Below are 16,977 nucleotides of genomic sequence, written 5' to 3'. Positions count from 1 at the left end.
CCTCACTGGCACGCTGGGCCGCATCAAAAGCAACAGCCACCCTCGCCTGCAACCCACAGATCGCCGACTTCAAATCCTCCAACTCTCGAAGCTGAGCAATCAGCTCCCCGCCGACGGTAGCGATCCGCACCTTCCCCAAAAGAGAGAACAAGTCAGCCACCGGCACCCCGCAGGAGTCCGGGACGGGAGGCTCTTCAGCGCGCCCGCCTCTAGGCACAGGTACAGCGTCAATGCCCGGCAGGCCCGACTGCTGCCCCTGCGGGCGCCGCCCCGTTCGCCGCTGTTCCGTGGGCTTCCGCCGCTCCCGAATCCGCTCCATAACCCAACTCTTCCAGCCATCAAAAGAGCACAGAAGGGCCAAACACTCCTATGTGGAAAACATCATCGCAAGCCCTCACCGCGACCGGCCTCCCCGGAACAACGGCTCGGAAACCGGGCCCAACGCCCCCTTACTTCCCGTGGATCAACCACTGCGCGGTGCGGATGATTGCTTGGTCGCCTGGCACAGTCCGCAGGCCCGCAATGCCCGAACGCGTAACAGCTGCGCCCTCGAACAGGCTGACTACGGCTACGGCCACGGCGCTGGTTTCCTGATCCGAAAGCCCGGGCCTGCCGCGCCTAACCAGCCCCTGCACGTGCGCGGAGTAGTGGGAATAGAACTCCCGCAGGGCGGCGGCCGCTGCATCGTCCGAGGCAGCCAGGGCCCAGAGCTCGAGGTGCATCCTGACATCGGCCATGTCCGAGTGTTCCTGGAGCAAGGCGGTAAGCAGGTGGGACGACTCCTCCTCCCCAAGATCCCCCGAGGCTTCTGGCGAAAGGTCCACGTCAGTGACGTGGTTGAGTCGTTGAAGCGAACGCTCGAGCGCCCGCTCCAGGACTGCGCGAATGAGGTCGGCCCGGGTGGGAAAGTAGTGCTGAAGGTGACCGATGCGAACCCCGGCGGCGGCTGCGAAGTCCCGCATGGCAGCATTTGCGTTGCCTTTGGTGACCAGCACTTCTTCAGCGGCGTCGAGAAGGGCCGCCTTCCGCAGGGCGCCCTTGCTTTCGGTCATGACCTCAATATTGTCACACCGTATGACTCGAGCCGGGCGAGCTGCGCAGCTGGTTCCGGCGCCGATTCCGGGAATGACACACCCGGCTGGGCGTCATCGCGAAGTACCGTGTGGAGCCCCAGGAGTCCACCCACGGCAGTGAGGTGCGCTTGGCCCAAAGGATCGGAAATGATGGCCGTTCGGGAACCGCCTGAACCACTGACATCCACGCGGATATGCGCTGTACCACCGGCCCCGGGCGAGTAAAGGAGCGACCGCCGCAGCGGCGCCCACTTCTCTCCGCTCCCCCAGCGGAACAGCCCCACCGCACGCGCAGCGAGCAACGCCGTCGTCGACGTATTGGAACTGAACCCGATTCTGGTGGCGACGGACCCTGCGCCTAAGGTGAGCGGCAGGGTGAACTGCTCGGGGGTGTCCAGCCGGGCAACTTTGGTGCGGTGCCCGGCGATGTCCACCCAGCGGGTGTCAGTTAAAGGACGTACGACGGCGGCCTTGCCGCCTTTTCGTGCTTCGAACTCCAGTCCCAGCCGGTCCATGAAGTCCACGGAGTCAACTCCGGCTTGGTCGTTGACGTCGTACCTGATGGAGATATCCACGTTGGACGCTCCACCGAGTTCCTGGGCCAGGGCTGCGGCCACCGTGCTGGTGACGCCACCCATCCACCCCGAACTCAGGAGTACGGGGGCCGTTGGCTTCAACAAAGTGGCAAGCGTGATGGCGCGTGTGACCCTGCTGGTCCAACGGGTGACGTCTACGTACGGGATCCCCGCACTGACGGCGGCGCGAAGGACACGGTCTTCGGGGTCGTTGACGGTACTGATGACCGCCCTGACTGCGGCCTCGAAGGGTTCCGGCTCGCTGAGGTCCCATTTTTCAACGGTGACGTTTTTGGCCGCTGGGTTTTCCTTTGCCATGTGTGCGGCGCGGTCGGGGTGCCTGCCCGTCAGGAGCAGTGGCCAGTGGGCCGTGGCGTGGCGGGTGAGCGCGGTGCCCACCGTTCCGTAACCACCGACGATCAGAACAGGACCTGCGGGATCGAGTGTGAGGAGATCATTCATGACCCGATTCTAGGTCATATGACCTAAAAGCTGGAATCCCTCCAAGTGGTGGCGTATCGGAGGGCACGTGTTTAGGCTGCTGTTATCTACCCCGAGCAACATTCACCAGTACGCAGAGGAGAGATCATGACGTTGCCCCCGACCCACGAGCCCGAGCCGTTCCCGCCGGACCCCGGCCCTGTTCCCCCGCCACCGGACCCCACCACTCCGTTTCCTCCGAGCCCCATTCCGGACCCCAACCCCACTCCGGGACCTTCGCCGGTTCCTGACCCTGGTCCGGTTCCGCCAACCCCCAATCCGGATCCCACCTACTGAGCGGCGGGGCCAAGTCTGGCCCCACCGGCCGCAACCAGCTAGCCGAGCGCCCTCTTAATCAGCTCCACGATCCTGGCTTCCACGTCCGGCGTGATTTCCTTGAGCGCAAAGGACGTGGGCCACATCGCTCCGTCGTCGAGCATGGCGTTCTCCTCGAAGCCGAGGGTTGCATAGCGTGATTTGAACTTGTCCGCACTCTTGAAGAAGAAAATGTTCCTGCCGTCCTTGGCGTAGGCCGGCATCCCGTACCAGGTCTTCGGTGCCAGCTCCGGAGCGCGATCCTTAACAAGGGCGTGCAGGCGTTCAGCCATGACCCTGTCGGACTCCGGCATCTCCGCAATCTTGGCCATGACATCGGCCTCACCGTCAGCTGCGCTTGCCTTCTTGCGCGGAGATTTCTTGAGTTCCTGCGCCCGCTCCTTCATCGCGGCGCGCTCGTCCTCCGTGAAGCCCTCGTAGGACTTGCCCTTACCCGCAGTTGCTGTCCCAGCCATTTGCCCGTCTCCTCAGTTGGTGTCGTTATCCGATACCAAAACGCTATGACCGGGCCTAGGCTGCGGGCTTCTCCAAAACTGCTCGATTACCCCAGCGATGGTGCGCCCCACCGCACCCAACAACGAAACTAATCAGCGTCAAGGGCGGGGTTGAACCTTGGGAGCCCCTGGAGGCGGCAGCTGATCCCGCTGATATGGGCAGCCATCGCCGCTTCAGCCGACTCAGTGTCGTTGGCCCTGAAGGCTTCAATAATGGCTCCGTGCTCGAGTTGCGTGTCATCACCGCTGAGGTCATTCTGAACCATCAAGCGGAACCGCTGGATGTGTCCTTCGACCGAGCCGTAAGCCCTGACCAGGAATTCGTTGTCCGTCGCTTCCACAATGAGCCGATGAAATTCTTCGTCCGCGCGCCAATAGGCACGATACCCGGCAAATGTACTGCCTCCATGGCGCGATTGATCGAGAACCCGGTGGACCCGTTCCAGCTCCGGAACCAGCCTCGAGGCGGAGTTTTCGCATGCCAAACGTGCACATGCTGGTTCAAGGACCTGTCGCGTAGTGAGAAGGGCGACGGCATCTTTGGCTGTAGGCTCGGGGGCCACCCTGTAGCCTCTGAGGGCCTCGCGCTTTATCATTCCCGTGGCTTCAAGACGTGCCAGGGCCTCGCGTACAGGGGTCGATGAGACCTTGAATCGCTTGGCCAGGCCATCAATGCTCAGGGGCGCACCCGTGGGAATTTTATCGTCCAACAGCAAGGAAAGAACTGCCTCGAAGACCTGGTCCGCCAACATCGGCCGCGAGGGTATGAGGTCTTCTACTTCTTCAGCTGGAACGGTGTTCGTGTTCATACAGGGTCCCCTATTTTATCGGGCAGGCTACAAACATTACCCATACATTGACCAAGTCACGCGACTCCTTGGCAAGAAATCGTGCATGATGTACGGTACATCCTACCGGCAAATGTGGTGACGTGAAACACATTGGGGTGTTAAACGCCACATCCGGTCCATCACCCCTCAACTTCTAAGGCGCATTCGATGAATCAGCTCCGATCAATCCTGACGACTGCAACCCTCTTGGTGACGGCCTGTGGCCTCCTGGCGGGCTGTTCAAACCCTGACGGCTCCAGCGCCAGCGCTGATAAGCCCGCTTCCGCTGCCGAGGCCACGTCGGTAGACGAAGCGGCTGCTGCAGCTTTGCCACAGTCCGTGCGTGACAAAGGCACCTTGGTGGTGACGATGAGCCAGAGCTCTCCCCCACTTCACTTCATGGACGGCAACACCACGGTCGGCGTTGACCCGGAACTTGCCGTTGCCCTGGGCCAAACTCTCGGGCTGAAGACCGAAGTACAAAGTGGACCGTTCGACGGCATCATCCCCGGCATCAGCGCCGGTAAGTTCGATATGGCAATCTCACAGATGTCCCCCTCCACTGAGCGTATGAAGGTTCTCGACTTCGTTGACTACTACCAGTCCGGAAGCGGCATTGGCGCGGCGCCAGGCAACCCCCAGAACATTACGCCGGATACTTTGTGCGGCAAGCGGGTTGGCGTGCTGAAAGGTTCATTTCAGGACCTGAAACGTGTCCCTGCGCTCTCTACAGCCTGCACAACCGGCGGAAAGCCCGCAATCGAGACCATGACGTACCCGGATATGCAGGCACCAAGCCTGGCTTTGGCGGCCGGACGTCTTGATGCCGTCTACGTCGACGGCCCCACGCTGGGATACGCCATCAAGCAGGGCGCCAAGATTGAACTCGTCGGCGAGAAAGACCTCTCCCCCGTGAGCATCGGATTCAAGAAGGGCGCCGGCATGGAGAAGGCTGTTCAGCTCGGCTTGGAAGCGATGTCCAAGAATGGGAAATACAAGGAAATCCTTGATAAATGGGGCGTAGGCAACGGAGCGATTTCTGACTTCGCCTTCAATAAGGCCCAGTAAGAAGGCACAACATGACAAGCACAGTAGCCTTCGAGGGAAAGCAGCCTTCAGCAGTGGATGAAAAAACCCAAAGCCTCCTCCTTGGACGTCCGCATAAACACCACGGAGCGATGTGGCTGACAGCCACGGTCGTTCTTGTCGGCGTCATGCTTGTGACCTATTCACTGGTGACGAATGAACGTTACGAGTGGGATGTAGCTTTCTCCTGGTTCACCTCAGAAAGGCTGTTTACCGGTCTTCTGCGGACGCTGGGCCTCACAGCCATCTCCATGGTGGTCGGCATCGTCGTTGGCGTTCTCCTGGCGTTGGCCCGGTTGGCCCCGAATGCAATCGTCGCCGGGGTTGCCGCCTTCCTTATATGGTTCTTCCGCGGTGTACCCGTGTTCGTTCAACTCCTCTTCTGGGGCTTCATCGCAGCGATCTACCCACGGATTGAAATCGGTGTCCCGTTCGGACCGGAATTCTTCTCCGTCGATGCCAACGTCCTCATTACGCCCTTTGTCGCTGCGGTCTTGGGTCTTGGGCTGAACGAAGGGGCCTACATGTCCGAAATCGTTCGCGCAGGCTTGCTGAGTGTCAACCGCGGCCAAACTGAGGCCGCCACTGCACTGGGCATGCGGCGCTTCGCAATACTCACCCGCATCGTCCTCCCGCAGGCCATGAAGGTCATTGTTCCTCCAACGGGAAATCAGACCATCTCGATGCTCAAGACAACCTCCTTGGTCAGCGTCCTGGCGTTCCCCGAGCTTCTCTACTCAGCTCAGCTGGTTTACAGCGCCAACTTCAAAACCATCCCCCTGCTCATCGCTGCGAGCATGTGGTACTTGCTGGTCACCAGCATCTTGAGCCTCGGCCAGTACTTCATCGAACGTCACTACAACCGGGGGACTGTCACCACCCGTCGGACCAGACCGCGGACCACCCCTCGACTCTCCAAGTCCGCAACTGCTGCTGCAACAACGAGTTCAAAAGAAGGCCAGTCATGAACGATGTGATGATCGAGGCAAAAGGCGTCACCAAGAACTTTGGCGACCTTCAGGTACTTAGGGGAATCGACCTGGTGATCCCGCAGGGAAGTGTCACCTGCATCATTGGACCCTCCGGCTCGGGTAAGTCAACCTTCCTGCGTTGCATCAATCAGCTCGAATCCCTGGATGGGGGCTACATCGTAGTGCAGGGTGAACCTGTGGGCGTCAAGATCAAGAATGCCCGGCTCCATACAAAAAGCCACGCCGAATCAGCCAAGATGCGCGAAAACATCGGCATGGTCTTTCAAGGATTCAATCTCTTTCCTCACATGACGGTGCTGCAAAACATCTGCGAAGCGCCAATAAGGGTCAAACGGGAAAATCCCAAAACGGTTCGGGACCGGGCTCGGGTACTCCTGGATCGGGTGGGGCTTTCCGCCAAAGCAGACGCATACCCCTCGTCTCTTTCCGGCGGACAGCAACAGCGTGTTGCCATTGCCCGGGCACTGGCGATGGAACCCAGCCTGATGCTTTTCGATGAACCAACCTCCGCCCTGGACCCGGAACTCGTAGGTGAAGTACTGGACGTCATGCGCGCTCTCGCCCAGGCCGGGATGACGATGATCGTTGTGACGCATGAAATTGGATTTGCCCGTGAGGTTGGCGACCACCTGATTTTCATGGACGGCGGCGGAATCGTCGAACAAGGGGACCCCCGAACGGTACTGAAGGACCCACAGCATGAGCGAACAAAGCAGTTTCTGGCGAAGGTCATCTAGACCTCATCGCCTAGCCAAGTCGAACAAAGCAGAAACTCGGTATGCAGTTCGTGAGGAACCTTTCACAACCCCTCCTCTGCCATCCACTGACTCCAAACCAAATGGAAAGAAGTACTAACAAATGTCTCAACGCGTCTTGAGCGCCGCCGGGATGAAGCAGGCGGCATACCGCCGGCTTCCCAAAATGATGTTCGACTTCCTCGAAGGAGGGGTCCTCGATGAAGTCACGGCTGCCCGCAACCTCGAGGCCATGCAGTCGGTTACCTACCGTCAGCGGGCTTTCCCTGACGTAGCCCACATGGACCTCTCGTCTTCGATGCTCGGCCAAAAAACAGAGGTTCCCTTCTTCATCGGGCCGATGGGCATGCTGGGAATGATCCATCCGGACGCCGATCCGGGCATCGCCCGCGCCATCACGGACATGGGCGGAATCTTCATCCACAGCGCATGGTCGGGCGTGGCTCTCCCGGAAGTGGTTGCAGCTGCAGCACCAGGCCGCGTATGGGCACAAGCCCAGTTCTGGAAGGAACGCCGCCACACCGAGCGGCACCTCGCCGAAGCGCAGGACCTGGGCATTGACGTTCTGGTTCTTCCTGGAGATTGCACTGTGGGCGAAGATCGGGAACGGGAAATGCAGCACGGCATGACCCGCCTTCCCCCGGCTCTGTCCCTGCCCGATATCGTTTCGTGTGCCATGCATCCCAGATGGGTTGCCGGTGTCCTTTTCGGAGGACGCAAAGCCACGTATGGCAACTACCAGCCAGAGGGCCGCCCGCTGAGGATGTCGGAAATGAAGCCCTTTATGAAGGCCAACAAAGACCTCACGGTTTCCTGGAAGGACGTCCAAAAGACGCGGCAGCAATGGCCAGGGAAGCTGGTCATCAAGGGCATCATGTGCGCGGAAGATGCCAGGATCGCCATCGAGCTGGGCGCCGACGCGGTCTACGTGTCCAACCTCGGAGGCCGTCAGTTTGACCGTGGCGCGGCCACAATCGACGTGCTCGATGAAGTCGTGGCCGAAGTCAACGGTCAAGTGGAGGTCTACTGTGACGGAGGCGTCCACCGCGGGTCCGACGTTTTGAACGTCCTAAGTCGTGGTGCCCAAGCCGCCGGAATTGGCCGGGCGGCTGCATACGCCTTGGCCGCAGGGGGAGGCAACGCAGCCGCCCAACTCCTTGCCACGATGCGGTCTGAGCTACAGATTGCCATGGGCTTTTGCGGGGTCAACACCATCGGAGACATCAACCCCTCCGTTCGCCGTGAAGCTCTGCCCGAGAAAGCAGCGGCACTTTGAGCGCCCTTCGGCGTTATCCAGAGTCCGCAAAACCAGGCGCCCTGTCCAGCGACGTGACCGTGGTCGGAGGGCTGGCTTTCGTCACCTCCATCCCCACTGATTCCAACGGCGATCTGGCAGGAGAGACCATAGAGCAACAGAGCATCGCCGTCATTGAGAACATGCGCGCAGACCTGGAGCGCTGCGGCTCTGACCTGAGTCGAGTCGCCCACCTGACCATCTACCTGACGGACATCGAGAATCAGCGTGCGGGGTTCAACGAAATCTACCGGACCTACTTCACGGACGCCCTGCCTGTCCGATGCGCAGTGGGAATCGCACGTTTAGCACGTCCCGGCATGCACGTGGAGCTTACGGCCGTGGCGGCTATCTGAAGCCACTCCCCGGCTTCACCACCATCCCTGGTAACAGTGAAAACCTCGTTGGAAGGCTTCCTGCCCACTCCCTGCGTCGGCAAGTCCACAAGGAGTAGGGCCGCCGAGATATTGTCTGCGGCGGCCCTACTTTCGCATGTAGGCCAGCAGAACATCCGGAGCCCGCTCCAGATCAGTGCCCGGGGCATACAACTCGGTCAGTGCAGTGAATCACTGCATATCGGCACGGCACTCGAGGCGGCTGCGGTTTTCTTGAGGGTTTCCTGAGGAAGTGTTGCGGGTTTGCAGGATTTGTTCTTGATCCGGGCCCGGCAGAGTAATTCCTGTCAGCCACACAGGCTGGAACAACAGGCCGGCCGGTCTCACGGTGGCCACAGGAAAGGAACACTGATCCCCATGGCCATCAGCCTCAAAACCACCACCGGCAAAATCCTCGCCTCCGTCGCACTGGTCGGCACCGCAGCCGCCGTCGCCGGCATGGGAACCTACGGCGCGTTCACCTCCTCGACCTCCGCCTCCCAGGCCGTCACCGCAGGCACCGTCACCATCGCCCTGGGCGCCCCCGGCCCCGCCAACACCCTCAACGTCCCCATCGCAGGGCTCCTGCCCGGGGACAAAGTCGAAAAACTCGTCACCCTGGCCAACACCGGCAACTCCGACCTGAACAACGTCACCCTCACCACCAGCGCCGGAGCCACCGGATCCCTGCTCACCACCGACACCACCAACGGCCTGCAACTGACCATCGAAAACTGCAGTGTTGCCTGGACCGGCGCCGCCGCCCCCTACACCTGCGGCGGAACCAAAACCACCGTCCTGGCCTCCGCCCCCGTCATCGCAGCGAACAAGGTCCTCAACAACCTCACCTCCCTGACCTCGACCAAGACCGACAACCTCAAAGTCACCACCGCGTTCCCCACCACCGCGGACAACACCTTCCAAGGCGCCACCTCCACCATCGCCTTCGCCTTCACCGGCACCCAACGCACCGAAACCACCAAGTAACCACTGAGCCCCGCCGAGCCTGATCGGTTTCCTTTCCCCCAGCCCGATCAGGCCCGGCGAGAATAAACTCCAACGGCCCCGACACGCTTATGCAGATGGCGTATCGGGGCCGTTGGCCTTTTAAGAGCGGGTAAAGGTACCGGCTGGCAGGCCGCGGGAAGAACTAGGAGAACCGTCCCGGCCGGAACGTCGACAACATCGGGTGCTTTTCCCCCGTCAGGATCTCTCCGGACAGGAGTTCACCGGCGATCAGGCCCAGCGTGGCGCCCGAGTGCGTGAACGCGACGAAGCAGCCAGGCACCTGCTCGAGTTCACCGAAGACGGGCTCACCGTCACCCGGAATGGGCTTGTACCCGATCTTCCAGGATGCCGCCTTGAGCTCTGGGTTGCCCGCGATGAGCTTGGACGACTCGTCGGCCAATTCCTGGACCACGTCATCCGGGATAGTGAATGACCCGTCGGCGTGCTCGGTGATGTGTTCCTCGTACCAGTCGTGATCCAGCGCGAAAGTGTTGCCCGGGTTGGGACGCACCGCGGCACGGGGCGTGTTCATCACAGCGGTCACCTGGTGCTCCACGGGCTTGGTAACCACCAGCATCGAAACCGGGGAGCCGTTGGGAATCTCGACGCCCAGCGGCTTTACGACGGCGGGTGTTGCGGCACCGCAGGCAACCAGTACCGCGTCTGCGGCGTACGTTTCACCGCTGGCCGTTTCGACGCCGGTGGCCCGACCGCCGCTGGACGCGCCACCGTCGACCGTTACCGAGACTTTGCCCGCGTTGAGGACCAATCGGCCGCCCAAGTGGTGGAATTCCTCCATCAGAAAGTTCACCAGGTCCGGGAGGCTGACCCAGCCTTCGCCCGGGTTGAAGATGGCATTTTCCGGGACGGCGGTGGCGTCGATGCCCGGGGTAATCGAGGCAATCTCGTCCGGCGCCAACAGCTTGGAATCGTAACCAATGGATTTTTCGTAGGCGTGGCGCGCAGCGGTGGCATCGCTTTGTCCGGCGGCGTTCCACATGAGCCCACCGCCGAACTGCAGCCACTCGCGGCCGGGATCGGCGGCGAAGAGTGTGCGGTACCGGTCCACTCCGGCCACCCGCAGCTGGTGGTAAGGGGTGGAGCGTTCACCGGCGGAGTTGAGCCAGGACAACGACCGGCCCACGCCTCCGCTCACGGTGATCGCCCAGCCCGTCTACGACATGGGAGCCGCCGCTGCCGCCGCCTTGATCCGGCAGATCGAAGGACGGAAAACGGCAACACCCAGCCCTGAATTCGTGGCACGGCTCATCCATCGGGGTTCTGTCGGAGCGCCGCGTAAAGCGGGTGCACCCATCCCGACAGCCGGCTAAGCCGGCAACCCTCCCCAAGCGTTCCCGCCCGGTTAACCTCCGTGCCACCAGGCTTGCCTACTGTGATCCCGCTGGGGGGATCGGAATCAACAGAGGGAAGACGCAATGTGCACCGGAGAACACTCGGAAACCACCCACAGCCGGAGCGTAGAGCTGGCAGATGCTGAACTGAAGAGCATGGGGCTGAGCCGACGGCTCATCCTGCAGTCGGCGGGCATCCTGGCCGCAGGCGCTGCAGCCTCAACCGCGTTGGCCCGGCCCGCCGCCGCCAACCCTGGCGGGAACGACCCCCAGCTGAAGTGGCTGGTCGGGGACCACCACGTCCACACCCAGTACAGCCACGACGCGAAGTACATGATCAAGCAACAGCTGGACACCGCCCAGAACGACGGCGTGGATTGGCTGGCGCTCACGGAACACAGCAACTTCGGCCATGCCAACAACGGCGGCGCCGTCAACGCCAACAAGGAAATCCAGGCCCAGCGGGCAGCCCGCCCGGGAATGCTGATCTTCCAGGGGCTCGAGTGGTACATCCCCGGCGCAGAACATGCCTCCGTCCTCGTCGCTCCGGGCCCCAACGAAGTCAGCCTCCTGCGTACCTTCGAACTTGTGTGGGACGGCAAGCTGAACCAGTGGGAGAAACCAACCCCTGGCACCGCGCAAGTTGAGACTTTCGAACGCAAGGCCGTGGAAGCCATCGCGTGGCTGGCCAACCAGCGGCGCTCCGGCGGCATCGACGACGTCGTGGTCCTGGCAAACCACCCCATGCGGCTTGGCATCGACTCCCCGCACGAGCTGCGTGCCTGGCGCGATTCCGCCCGGGAAGTGATGATCGGCATGGAAGGAGCACCCGGCGCTCAAGGCTCCGGAGTCAGCCAGTTTGCACGGGCCGGCGACCAGCGCGGCGAATACACGAACAACCCCACCCAATACAGCTTTCCCGGGTACCCCGCAGATGCCTTCCGCCCCTACGGCGGCTTTGACTGGGCCACGGCAACGGTGGGTGGTGTGTGGGATTCCATGCTCGCCGAAGGCCTGCCGTTCTGGATCACCTCCAACTCCGACAACCACCTCACGGTCAAGGACACCTGGAAGACCGGGCCGTACCCGGCCGTGGAACCCTACCTCAGCCTGCCCAACGAATTCGACCGCTGGTCTGTCATGGGCAAGCGCCCGGACCCGTTCGATACCGGAGAGAAGCAGGGCGGCAGCGACTACTGGCCGGGCCAGTTCAGCCGCCTTCACACCGGCGTCACCGAGCACTCCTACATGGGAGTCCTTGAATCGATGCGCAACGGCCGCATGTGGGTTGACCACGGCCATCTCCTCCAGGGCCTGGACGTTCGGGTCCGGGAGGTGCGCGGGAACAGTGCCGCCAACAGCAACGGACGCAACGGCGTCACGTTGGGGTCGCGCTTGCAGGTGAGGCGAGGCGCCGACGTCGAAATTTCCATCACCATTACGACGACGGACTACCGCAACTTCGTGGGCATCCTCCCGAAACTCGCGCACGTTGACGTCATCGGTGGCGCCGTCACGGGAGCAGCCGCTGACCGCGACACCATGACGGCTCCGGGGACGACGGTTTGGAAGCAGATCGATGTATCCGGGCGCACGGGAACCTTCACCATCAAGCACGTCATCAAGGACGTCCAAGGATCCTGCTACTTCCGCCTCCGCGGAAGCGACGGCAACCGCCACGGCGCAGGCTACTACGGAGCATCCGTGGATCCGGCCGGCCCCGTTCGCCATGGCCTGAACCTCGGTGATGCCGACCCATGGGCGGACACTTGGTTCTACGCGAACCCGGTCTTCATCGACGTCGTGTAGCTGCTGGGCAGGAAGGCGGCGGTCGGATCAGGACTGAACGTCGCCTTCCTCGGGGTCATCGGCGGAGCGGACCTCGTTCCTGATGATGCCCAGTTCCTCCAGCTGCGCGGACATCCCGGCACCATCGGGCGCGTAGATCCAGGGAACCCCGGGGGTCGGCTGTCCACCGGACTTGGACCGGCCACCTGCCAGGACGGCTTCACCGGCGGAGAGCTGGCGGATGGCGATGGCCCGGACGTTTTCGGGGTGGCGCTGGGCGAATTCGGAGTAGATGGCTTCGTCATGCTGCCCGTCATCACCTACAAGCAGCCATTTGATGTGGGGGAATTCCTCCGCGAGACGCTCCAAGGAGGTCCTCTTGTGCTCTTGGCCGCTGCGGAACCAGCGGTCAGGCGTTGGTCCCCAGTCGGTCAGGAGCTTGGGACCGGCCGGGTACAGGTTGCGGGAGAGGAAGCGGGACAGCGTTGGCGCAACATTCCAGGCACCGGTGGAGAGGTACAGCACGGGCGCAGATGGAGCGGTGCGTGCAATCCGTTCGTACAGCACTGCCATGCCAGGCGTTGGGGTCCTGGCGTGCTCGTTCAGGACGAACGTGTTCCACGCTGCCAGGAAAGGACGCGGAAGGGCGGTCACCATCACGGTGTCATCAATATCGGACACAACTCCGAAGTCGGCATCGTCGGCCACTACTTCCACTGGAGCCTCTACCGTTTTGGAGCCACCGGATCTCAAGGTAATGGTGTGCCATCCAGCCGTCAGCGCCACCGGGATACGGGCGTCCACCACGCCTCCGCGGTCGGCCACGACGTCATGGGTAGTACCGGCGATGGTGACCTGCACGGCCGCGTGTGCCACCGGGGCGCTGGTGAAGTTCCGCCAGCCGCGCATGCTCTCCTGCAAGGGGTTCGCGTGACCGGCAGCGTCCCGGGGATCACTTCGGACCACCCGGGCCAGTACCCTAACCCAGGACGTGCTGCCATAACCGGTGTACGGGATGACCGTTTCCACCCGGCCACGGCGGATGGCCAGGCGGGTCTGCAGCCTCAGCCACGCGTCGTCGAGCCTCATCGCGATGTGGCGGGCCTGCTCGCGGGGCGGTGTCAAGCTGATGCTGCTGCCTGCAGTGGACGTGGGGCGCGGCCTTGCGGGACGAAAAGACATGTTTCCAGTCTTCCATGGCCAGGACTTAGGTTACGGAACGCGACCCACGGCGGCATCAATCAGCACTTCGGCGGCTTGGCGCGCTTGTCCAGCGGCCTCGGGTGATCCGGCTATGGCCGCCGTCGTTTGTGCTCCCTCTGCCAGGATCGAAAGCTGCGGTGCCAGATACGGCGGTGCGCCCGCTTCAGCGGCGAGCCCGGCGACATACTCCTGGAAGGATTCCTTGTGCTTCCGCGCATAGTCCGCCACTTCCGGGCTGACTGCGCCCAGCTCGGCGAAGCTGTTGATGAAACCGCACCCCCGGAACGAGTCCTGGCAGAACCATCCGGCCAGGTAGTCGAAGATGGCCAGCAGCTTGGCCCGCGGGCCAAGCTGCTGGCTCACTGTTGCGTCCAGGCCCTGGGTCCAGGACTCGTGGCGCCGCTCCAGCACGGCCATCACGATGCTGCTCTTGGACGGGAACTCCTGGTACAGCTTCTTCAGGGAGACGCCGGCGGCCGTGCGCAGTTCATCCATGCCCACGGACTGGATGCCTTTGGCGTTGTAGAGTCCGTCGGCTGTCGCGACGATGCGTTGACGAACCTCGGAAATATCCATGGCTCAATAGTACTTGAATTGAGAACGATCGTTCTATAGTATTTGTCGTAGAGAGAGAACGATCGTTCTCTACTTCGAGAAAAGGGAAACAGAATCATGGGCTTCATCAAAGTCGGAACTGAAAACACCACGGACATCGAGCTCTACTACGAGGACCACGGCACAGGCCAGCCCGTCGTCCTGATCCACGGCTATCCCCTTGACGGCGCTTCCTGGGAGAAGCAGACCGCCGCCCTCCTCAACGCCGGCTACCGCGTCATCACTTATGACCGTCGCGGCTTCGGCAAATCCAGCAAAACCACCACCGGCTACGACTACGACACCTTCGCTGCCGACCTCAACACGGTCCTTGAAACCCTCGACCTGCAGGATGCCGTCCTGGTGGGCTTCTCCATGGGCACCGGCGAAGTCGGGCGCTACATCGGCACCTACGGCGAGGCACGCGTGGCCAAGGCCGTCTTCCTCGCCTCCCTCGAACCCTTCCTCCTCCAGACGGATGACAACCCCACGGGCGTTCCGTCCTCCGTGTTCGACGGCATCCGCAATGCCGCCATCGAGGACCGCTACGCCTGGTTCACCAACTTCTACAAGGACTTCTACAACACGGATAACTTCCTCGGAAACCGTCTCAGCGAAGAAGCACTGCGCAACTCCTGGAACGTCGCTGCGGGCTCGTCCTGGTACGCATCGTTCGCAGTGGTTGACACCTGGCTGACCGACTTCCGCGCCGACATCGAGAAGGTCACCGTGCCGTCCCTGATCGTCCACGGAACCGGCGACCGCATCCTCCCCATCGACTCCACCGGCCGCGAATTCACCAAGCGCCTTCCCTCCGCGGAATACGTGGAGATCGAGGACGCACCGCACGGCTTCCTCTGGACGCACGGCGCTGAGGTCAACGAGATCCTGCTCGGCTTCCTGGCCAAGTAGCGTTCAGGCGCCAGTGCTTAAAGCACGACGGCGGCAGCTCACCGGCGGTTCCGGAAGGAACCAAAGGCGGGCTGCCGCCGTCGTTCTGTCCGCTTACGCTGGAGGCAATTCGGTGAGCGAACCGTCATGGTCCAGGCGCAGCATGAGATCCAGGTCAAGGCGGGCCAGGAAGTCGTCGTCGTGGCTGACAAGAATTACGGCGCCGCGGTAGGCGTTCAGCGCAGCCACCAGCTGGTCCACGCTTTGGATGTCGAGGTTGTTCGTGGGCTCATCGAGAATCAGGAGCTGGGGCGGCGGATCGGCGAAAAGGAGCCTGGCCAGCGACACCCTGAAGCGCTCACCCCCGGAAAGGGTGTGAACGGGACGATAGACGCTCTCGCCACGCAGCAGGAAGCGTGCCAGCTGGTTACGGATCTCGCCCTCAGGAACGTTGGGGGCGGCCTCCTGCACGTTGTCCAGAGTGGTGCCGGCCTCGTCCAGGCCATCAAGGCGTTGGCGCAGGTAGCCGGCCCGCTCTGTGAGAAGACGACCACCGACCGGCCCGTTTTCGCCCGCGACCACGCGTTCAAGCAACGTAGTTTTTCCTACCCCGTTCGCACCAATGACGGCCACCCGCTCGGGGCCTTCCACCAGGAAATCCCGGTTTGTCCCCCGCAATTCCGCTATCCGGCGGCTGCGTGGAACATCCGGATCAGGAAGATCCACACTGATGCGCTCCTCATCCCTGATCCTGGAGGAGGCCGCATCCAATGCCGCCTGGGCGGCGACCACTTTGTTGTCCGAACCTGAACGCAGCTTCCCCGCCGACACCTGGGCGTCGGAGGCCCGCTGGTTCATGAGAATTTTGGAACCCTTTTTGTTGTCATAGCTGGTTTGGCCGGTCCGGGCCCGCTTTGCCAGCTTCGCTTCGGCCTCTTTGCGCTGGCGCTTCTCAACCTTCACCGCCTGTTTCGCGGCCTGGGCAGCCTGCACTGCCGCTGCCTGCTGCTCCTCCAGGTGGGACCGCCAGGCGCTGTAGGGTCCGCCGAATACAGTGAGCTCTCCCCCGTGCAGTTCGGCTGTGTTGTCCATCAATTCCAGCAAAGCGAGGTCATGGCTGACCACCACCAGCGTGCCGGGCCAGCCGGACAAAAGGCCGGACAGCTTGGCCCGCGCTTCGCGGTCCAGATTGTTCGTGGGCTCATCCAGGAGCGTGATCGCTGCCCTCTGGAGCCTCAGTCCCGCGATGGCAACCAGCATGGCCTCGCCGCCCGAGATTTCACCGACGCTCCGGTCCAGGTCAGTTGACGACAGGCCGATGTGGCGCAAGGCCTCATCGGCGCGCGTCTCAATGTCCCAGTCGTCACCAAGCACGTCGAAGTTCTCCAACGACACGTCCCCGGATTCGATGCCCTTCAGGGCCTTCACCTTCGGGCCGACGCCAAGCAAGTCCGCCACGGTGGAACCCGTGGCAAGCGTCAGGGTCTGCGGAAGGTATCCGACATCGCCGTTGATCGTGATGAGGCCACTGGTTGGTGTGAGGATCCCGCCAATGAGACGGAGCAATGTCGATTTTCCGGCCCCATTGGCGCCCACCAGGCCGGTGAGGCCAGTACCGAACGTTCCAGAGACTTCGGAGAGTGCGGGGGTACCGTCCGGCCAGTGGAAGCTGACGTCGGTCAGGGTAATGGACGGATTTTGTGCAATAGGCATGATGCTTCAGGACTCCAGTGATTTCAGCGAATGCGCTGCCACCGGTCCAAAAGGACATCAAAGATGTGTCAGCGCTTGGTTTGCGTCGCGAAACCTTGAATGTCCGTCAAAACATCGGCCTAACACTGGGGAACAGAGG

At 62.2% G+C, this 16,977-nt stretch carries 17 protein-coding genes and 1 pseudogene; 10 read left to right on the top strand and 8 right to left on the bottom strand.

From position 1 onward, the window contains the following. Positions 1–449 precede the first annotated feature (449 nt). Entirely contained in the window at positions 450–1,052 is a 603-nt protein-coding gene (locus ACFVSI_RS20985) for a TetR/AcrR family transcriptional regulator (protein ID WP_387828091.1), read from the bottom strand. Beyond that, entirely contained in the window at positions 1,049–2,110 is a 1,062-nt protein-coding gene (locus ACFVSI_RS20980; RefSeq protein ID WP_387828088.1) for a saccharopine dehydrogenase, read from the bottom strand. The genes ACFVSI_RS20985 and ACFVSI_RS20980 overlap by 4 nt, the downstream gene beginning before the upstream one ends. Before the next feature lie 126 nt (positions 2,111–2,236). On the opposite strand from ACFVSI_RS20980, the gene ACFVSI_RS20975 reads away from it, so the two are divergent. Continuing rightward, positions 2,237–2,425, top strand: coding sequence for a hypothetical protein (locus ACFVSI_RS20975; protein WP_281452666.1), 189 nt, complete (start codon positions 2,237–2,239; stop codon positions 2,423–2,425). Between the two features lie 38 nt (positions 2,426–2,463). On the opposite strand, the gene ACFVSI_RS20970 is transcribed toward ACFVSI_RS20975, so the two are convergent. Next, a complete protein-coding gene (locus tag ACFVSI_RS20970; protein WP_387828085.1) occupies positions 2,464–2,919 on the bottom strand; it encodes an iron chaperone in 456 nt (151 codons plus the stop codon). A gap of 128 nt (positions 2,920–3,047) precedes the next feature. Then, positions 3,048–3,767 (bottom strand): GntR family transcriptional regulator, encoded by a 720-nt coding sequence (locus tag ACFVSI_RS20965; protein WP_387828082.1) that lies wholly within the window; start codon positions 3,765–3,767, stop codon positions 3,048–3,050. A 189-nt stretch (positions 3,768–3,956) separates the two neighbouring features. Here ACFVSI_RS20965 and ACFVSI_RS20960 point away from each other — a divergent pair, with 189 nt between their 5' ends. From ACFVSI_RS20960 to ACFVSI_RS20935, 6 genes are all read left to right on the top strand, one after another. Continuing rightward, entirely contained in the window at positions 3,957–4,856 is a 900-nt protein-coding gene (locus ACFVSI_RS20960; protein WP_387828079.1) for an ABC transporter substrate-binding protein, read from the top strand. Between the two features lie 11 nt (positions 4,857–4,867). After that, on the top strand, positions 4,868–5,842 hold the full coding sequence (locus ACFVSI_RS20955) for an amino acid ABC transporter permease (RefSeq protein WP_387828076.1): 975 nt from the start codon (positions 4,868–4,870) through the stop codon (positions 5,840–5,842). Further along, positions 5,839–6,603 (top strand): amino acid ABC transporter ATP-binding protein, encoded by a 765-nt coding sequence (locus ACFVSI_RS20950; protein WP_387828073.1) that lies wholly within the window; start codon positions 5,839–5,841, stop codon positions 6,601–6,603. The genes ACFVSI_RS20955 and ACFVSI_RS20950 overlap by 4 nt, the downstream gene beginning before the upstream one ends. A gap of 121 nt (positions 6,604–6,724) precedes the next feature. Further along, the gene (locus ACFVSI_RS20945; protein WP_387828070.1) at positions 6,725–7,897 is read left to right on the top strand and encodes an alpha-hydroxy acid oxidase; all 1,173 of its coding nucleotides are present in this window, start codon (positions 6,725–6,727) and stop codon (positions 7,895–7,897) included. Continuing rightward, positions 7,894–8,271 (top strand): RidA family protein, encoded by a 378-nt coding sequence (locus ACFVSI_RS20940; protein ID WP_387828067.1) that lies wholly within the window; start codon positions 7,894–7,896, stop codon positions 8,269–8,271. The genes ACFVSI_RS20945 and ACFVSI_RS20940 overlap by 4 nt, the downstream gene beginning before the upstream one ends. A 396-nt stretch (positions 8,272–8,667) precedes the next feature. Then, a complete protein-coding gene (locus ACFVSI_RS20935) occupies positions 8,668–9,276 on the top strand; it encodes a TasA family protein (RefSeq protein WP_387828065.1) in 609 nt (202 codons plus the stop codon). 163 nt (positions 9,277–9,439) lie between these two features. On the opposite strand, the gene ACFVSI_RS20930 is transcribed toward ACFVSI_RS20935, so the two are convergent. Then, positions 9,440–10,453: an NAD(P)/FAD-dependent oxidoreductase gene (locus tag ACFVSI_RS20930; protein WP_387828063.1), complete on the bottom strand. Its 1,014-nt coding sequence runs from the start codon at positions 10,451–10,453 to the stop codon at positions 9,440–9,442. On the opposite strand from ACFVSI_RS20930, the pseudogene ACFVSI_RS20925 reads away from it, so the two are divergent. Continuing rightward, positions 10,440–10,628 (top strand): annotated as a pseudogene (locus ACFVSI_RS20925) (substrate-binding domain-containing protein); the annotation flags it as partial. The gene ACFVSI_RS20930 and the pseudogene ACFVSI_RS20925 overlap by 14 nt on opposite strands. 105 nt (positions 10,629–10,733) lie before the next feature. Next, positions 10,734–12,458, top strand: coding sequence for a PHP domain-containing protein (locus tag ACFVSI_RS20920; protein WP_387828060.1), 1,725 nt, complete (start codon positions 10,734–10,736; stop codon positions 12,456–12,458). 27 nt (positions 12,459–12,485) lie between these two features. Here the strand turns inward: ACFVSI_RS20920 and ACFVSI_RS20915 are convergent, their stop codons facing one another. Both ACFVSI_RS20915 and ACFVSI_RS20910 read right to left on the bottom strand, forming a co-directional pair. Beyond that, the gene (locus tag ACFVSI_RS20915) at positions 12,486–13,619 is read right to left on the bottom strand and encodes an App1 family protein (RefSeq protein ID WP_387828058.1); all 1,134 of its coding nucleotides are present in this window, start codon (positions 13,617–13,619) and stop codon (positions 12,486–12,488) included. A gap of 30 nt (positions 13,620–13,649) precedes the next feature. Continuing rightward, positions 13,650–14,216, bottom strand: coding sequence for a TetR/AcrR family transcriptional regulator (locus ACFVSI_RS20910; protein ID WP_387828055.1), 567 nt, complete (start codon positions 14,214–14,216; stop codon positions 13,650–13,652). Positions 14,217–14,312: 96 nt separating this feature from the next. Here ACFVSI_RS20910 and ACFVSI_RS20905 point away from each other — a divergent pair, with 96 nt between their 5' ends. Continuing rightward, a complete protein-coding gene (locus ACFVSI_RS20905; protein ID WP_387828052.1) occupies positions 14,313–15,146 on the top strand; it encodes an alpha/beta fold hydrolase in 834 nt (277 codons plus the stop codon). A gap of 93 nt (positions 15,147–15,239) precedes the next feature. Here ACFVSI_RS20905 and ACFVSI_RS20900 read toward each other — a convergent pair whose 3' ends face one another. Then, a complete protein-coding gene (locus ACFVSI_RS20900) occupies positions 15,240–16,838 on the bottom strand; it encodes an ABC-F family ATP-binding cassette domain-containing protein (RefSeq protein ID WP_387828049.1) in 1,599 nt (532 codons plus the stop codon). Between the last annotated feature and the right edge of the window lie 139 nt (positions 16,839–16,977).

Origin of the sequence: Paenarthrobacter sp. NPDC057981, assembly GCF_042886835.1 — a bacterium.
Lineage (GTDB): Bacteria > Actinomycetota > Actinomycetes > Actinomycetales > Micrococcaceae > Arthrobacter.
This window is presented reverse-complemented; position numbering and strand designations above follow the sequence as displayed.

What these genes read in the sequence shown, in the direction of transcription:
- ACFVSI_RS20945 (WP_387828070.1), top strand. Translation starts at nt 6,725, where the DNA reads ATGTCTCAACGCGTCTTGAGCGCCGCCGGGATGAAGCAGGCGGCATAC.
- ACFVSI_RS20970 (WP_387828085.1), bottom strand. Translation starts at nt 2,919, where the DNA reads ATGGCTGGGACAGCAACTGCGGGTAAGGGCAAGTCCTACGAGGGCTTC.
- ACFVSI_RS20910 (WP_387828055.1), bottom strand. Translation starts at nt 14,216, where the DNA reads ATGGATATTTCCGAGGTTCGTCAACGCATCGTCGCGACAGCCGACGGA.
- ACFVSI_RS20915 (WP_387828058.1), bottom strand. Translation starts at nt 13,619, where the DNA reads ATGTCTTTTCGTCCCGCAAGGCCGCGCCCCACGTCCACTGCAGGCAGC.
- ACFVSI_RS20905 (WP_387828052.1), top strand. Translation starts at nt 14,313, where the DNA reads ATGGGCTTCATCAAAGTCGGAACTGAAAACACCACGGACATCGAGCTC.
- ACFVSI_RS20920 (WP_387828060.1), top strand. Translation starts at nt 10,734, where the DNA reads ATGTGCACCGGAGAACACTCGGAAACCACCCACAGCCGGAGCGTAGAG.
- ACFVSI_RS20950 (WP_387828073.1), top strand. Translation starts at nt 5,839, where the DNA reads ATGAACGATGTGATGATCGAGGCAAAAGGCGTCACCAAGAACTTTGGC.
- ACFVSI_RS20960 (WP_387828079.1), top strand. Translation starts at nt 3,957, where the DNA reads ATGAATCAGCTCCGATCAATCCTGACGACTGCAACCCTCTTGGTGACG.
- ACFVSI_RS20975 (WP_281452666.1), top strand. Translation starts at nt 2,237, where the DNA reads ATGACGTTGCCCCCGACCCACGAGCCCGAGCCGTTCCCGCCGGACCCC.
- ACFVSI_RS20980 (WP_387828088.1), bottom strand. Translation starts at nt 2,110, where the DNA reads ATGAATGATCTCCTCACACTCGATCCCGCAGGTCCTGTTCTGATCGTC.
- ACFVSI_RS20935 (WP_387828065.1), top strand. Translation starts at nt 8,668, where the DNA reads ATGGCCATCAGCCTCAAAACCACCACCGGCAAAATCCTCGCCTCCGTC.
- ACFVSI_RS20900 (WP_387828049.1), bottom strand. Translation starts at nt 16,838, where the DNA reads ATGCCTATTGCACAAAATCCGTCCATTACCCTGACCGACGTCAGCTTC.
- ACFVSI_RS20955 (WP_387828076.1), top strand. Translation starts at nt 4,868, where the DNA reads ATGACAAGCACAGTAGCCTTCGAGGGAAAGCAGCCTTCAGCAGTGGAT.
- ACFVSI_RS20985 (WP_387828091.1), bottom strand. Translation starts at nt 1,052, where the DNA reads ATGACCGAAAGCAAGGGCGCCCTGCGGAAGGCGGCCCTTCTCGACGCC.
- ACFVSI_RS20965 (WP_387828082.1), bottom strand. Translation starts at nt 3,767, where the DNA reads ATGAACACGAACACCGTTCCAGCTGAAGAAGTAGAAGACCTCATACCC.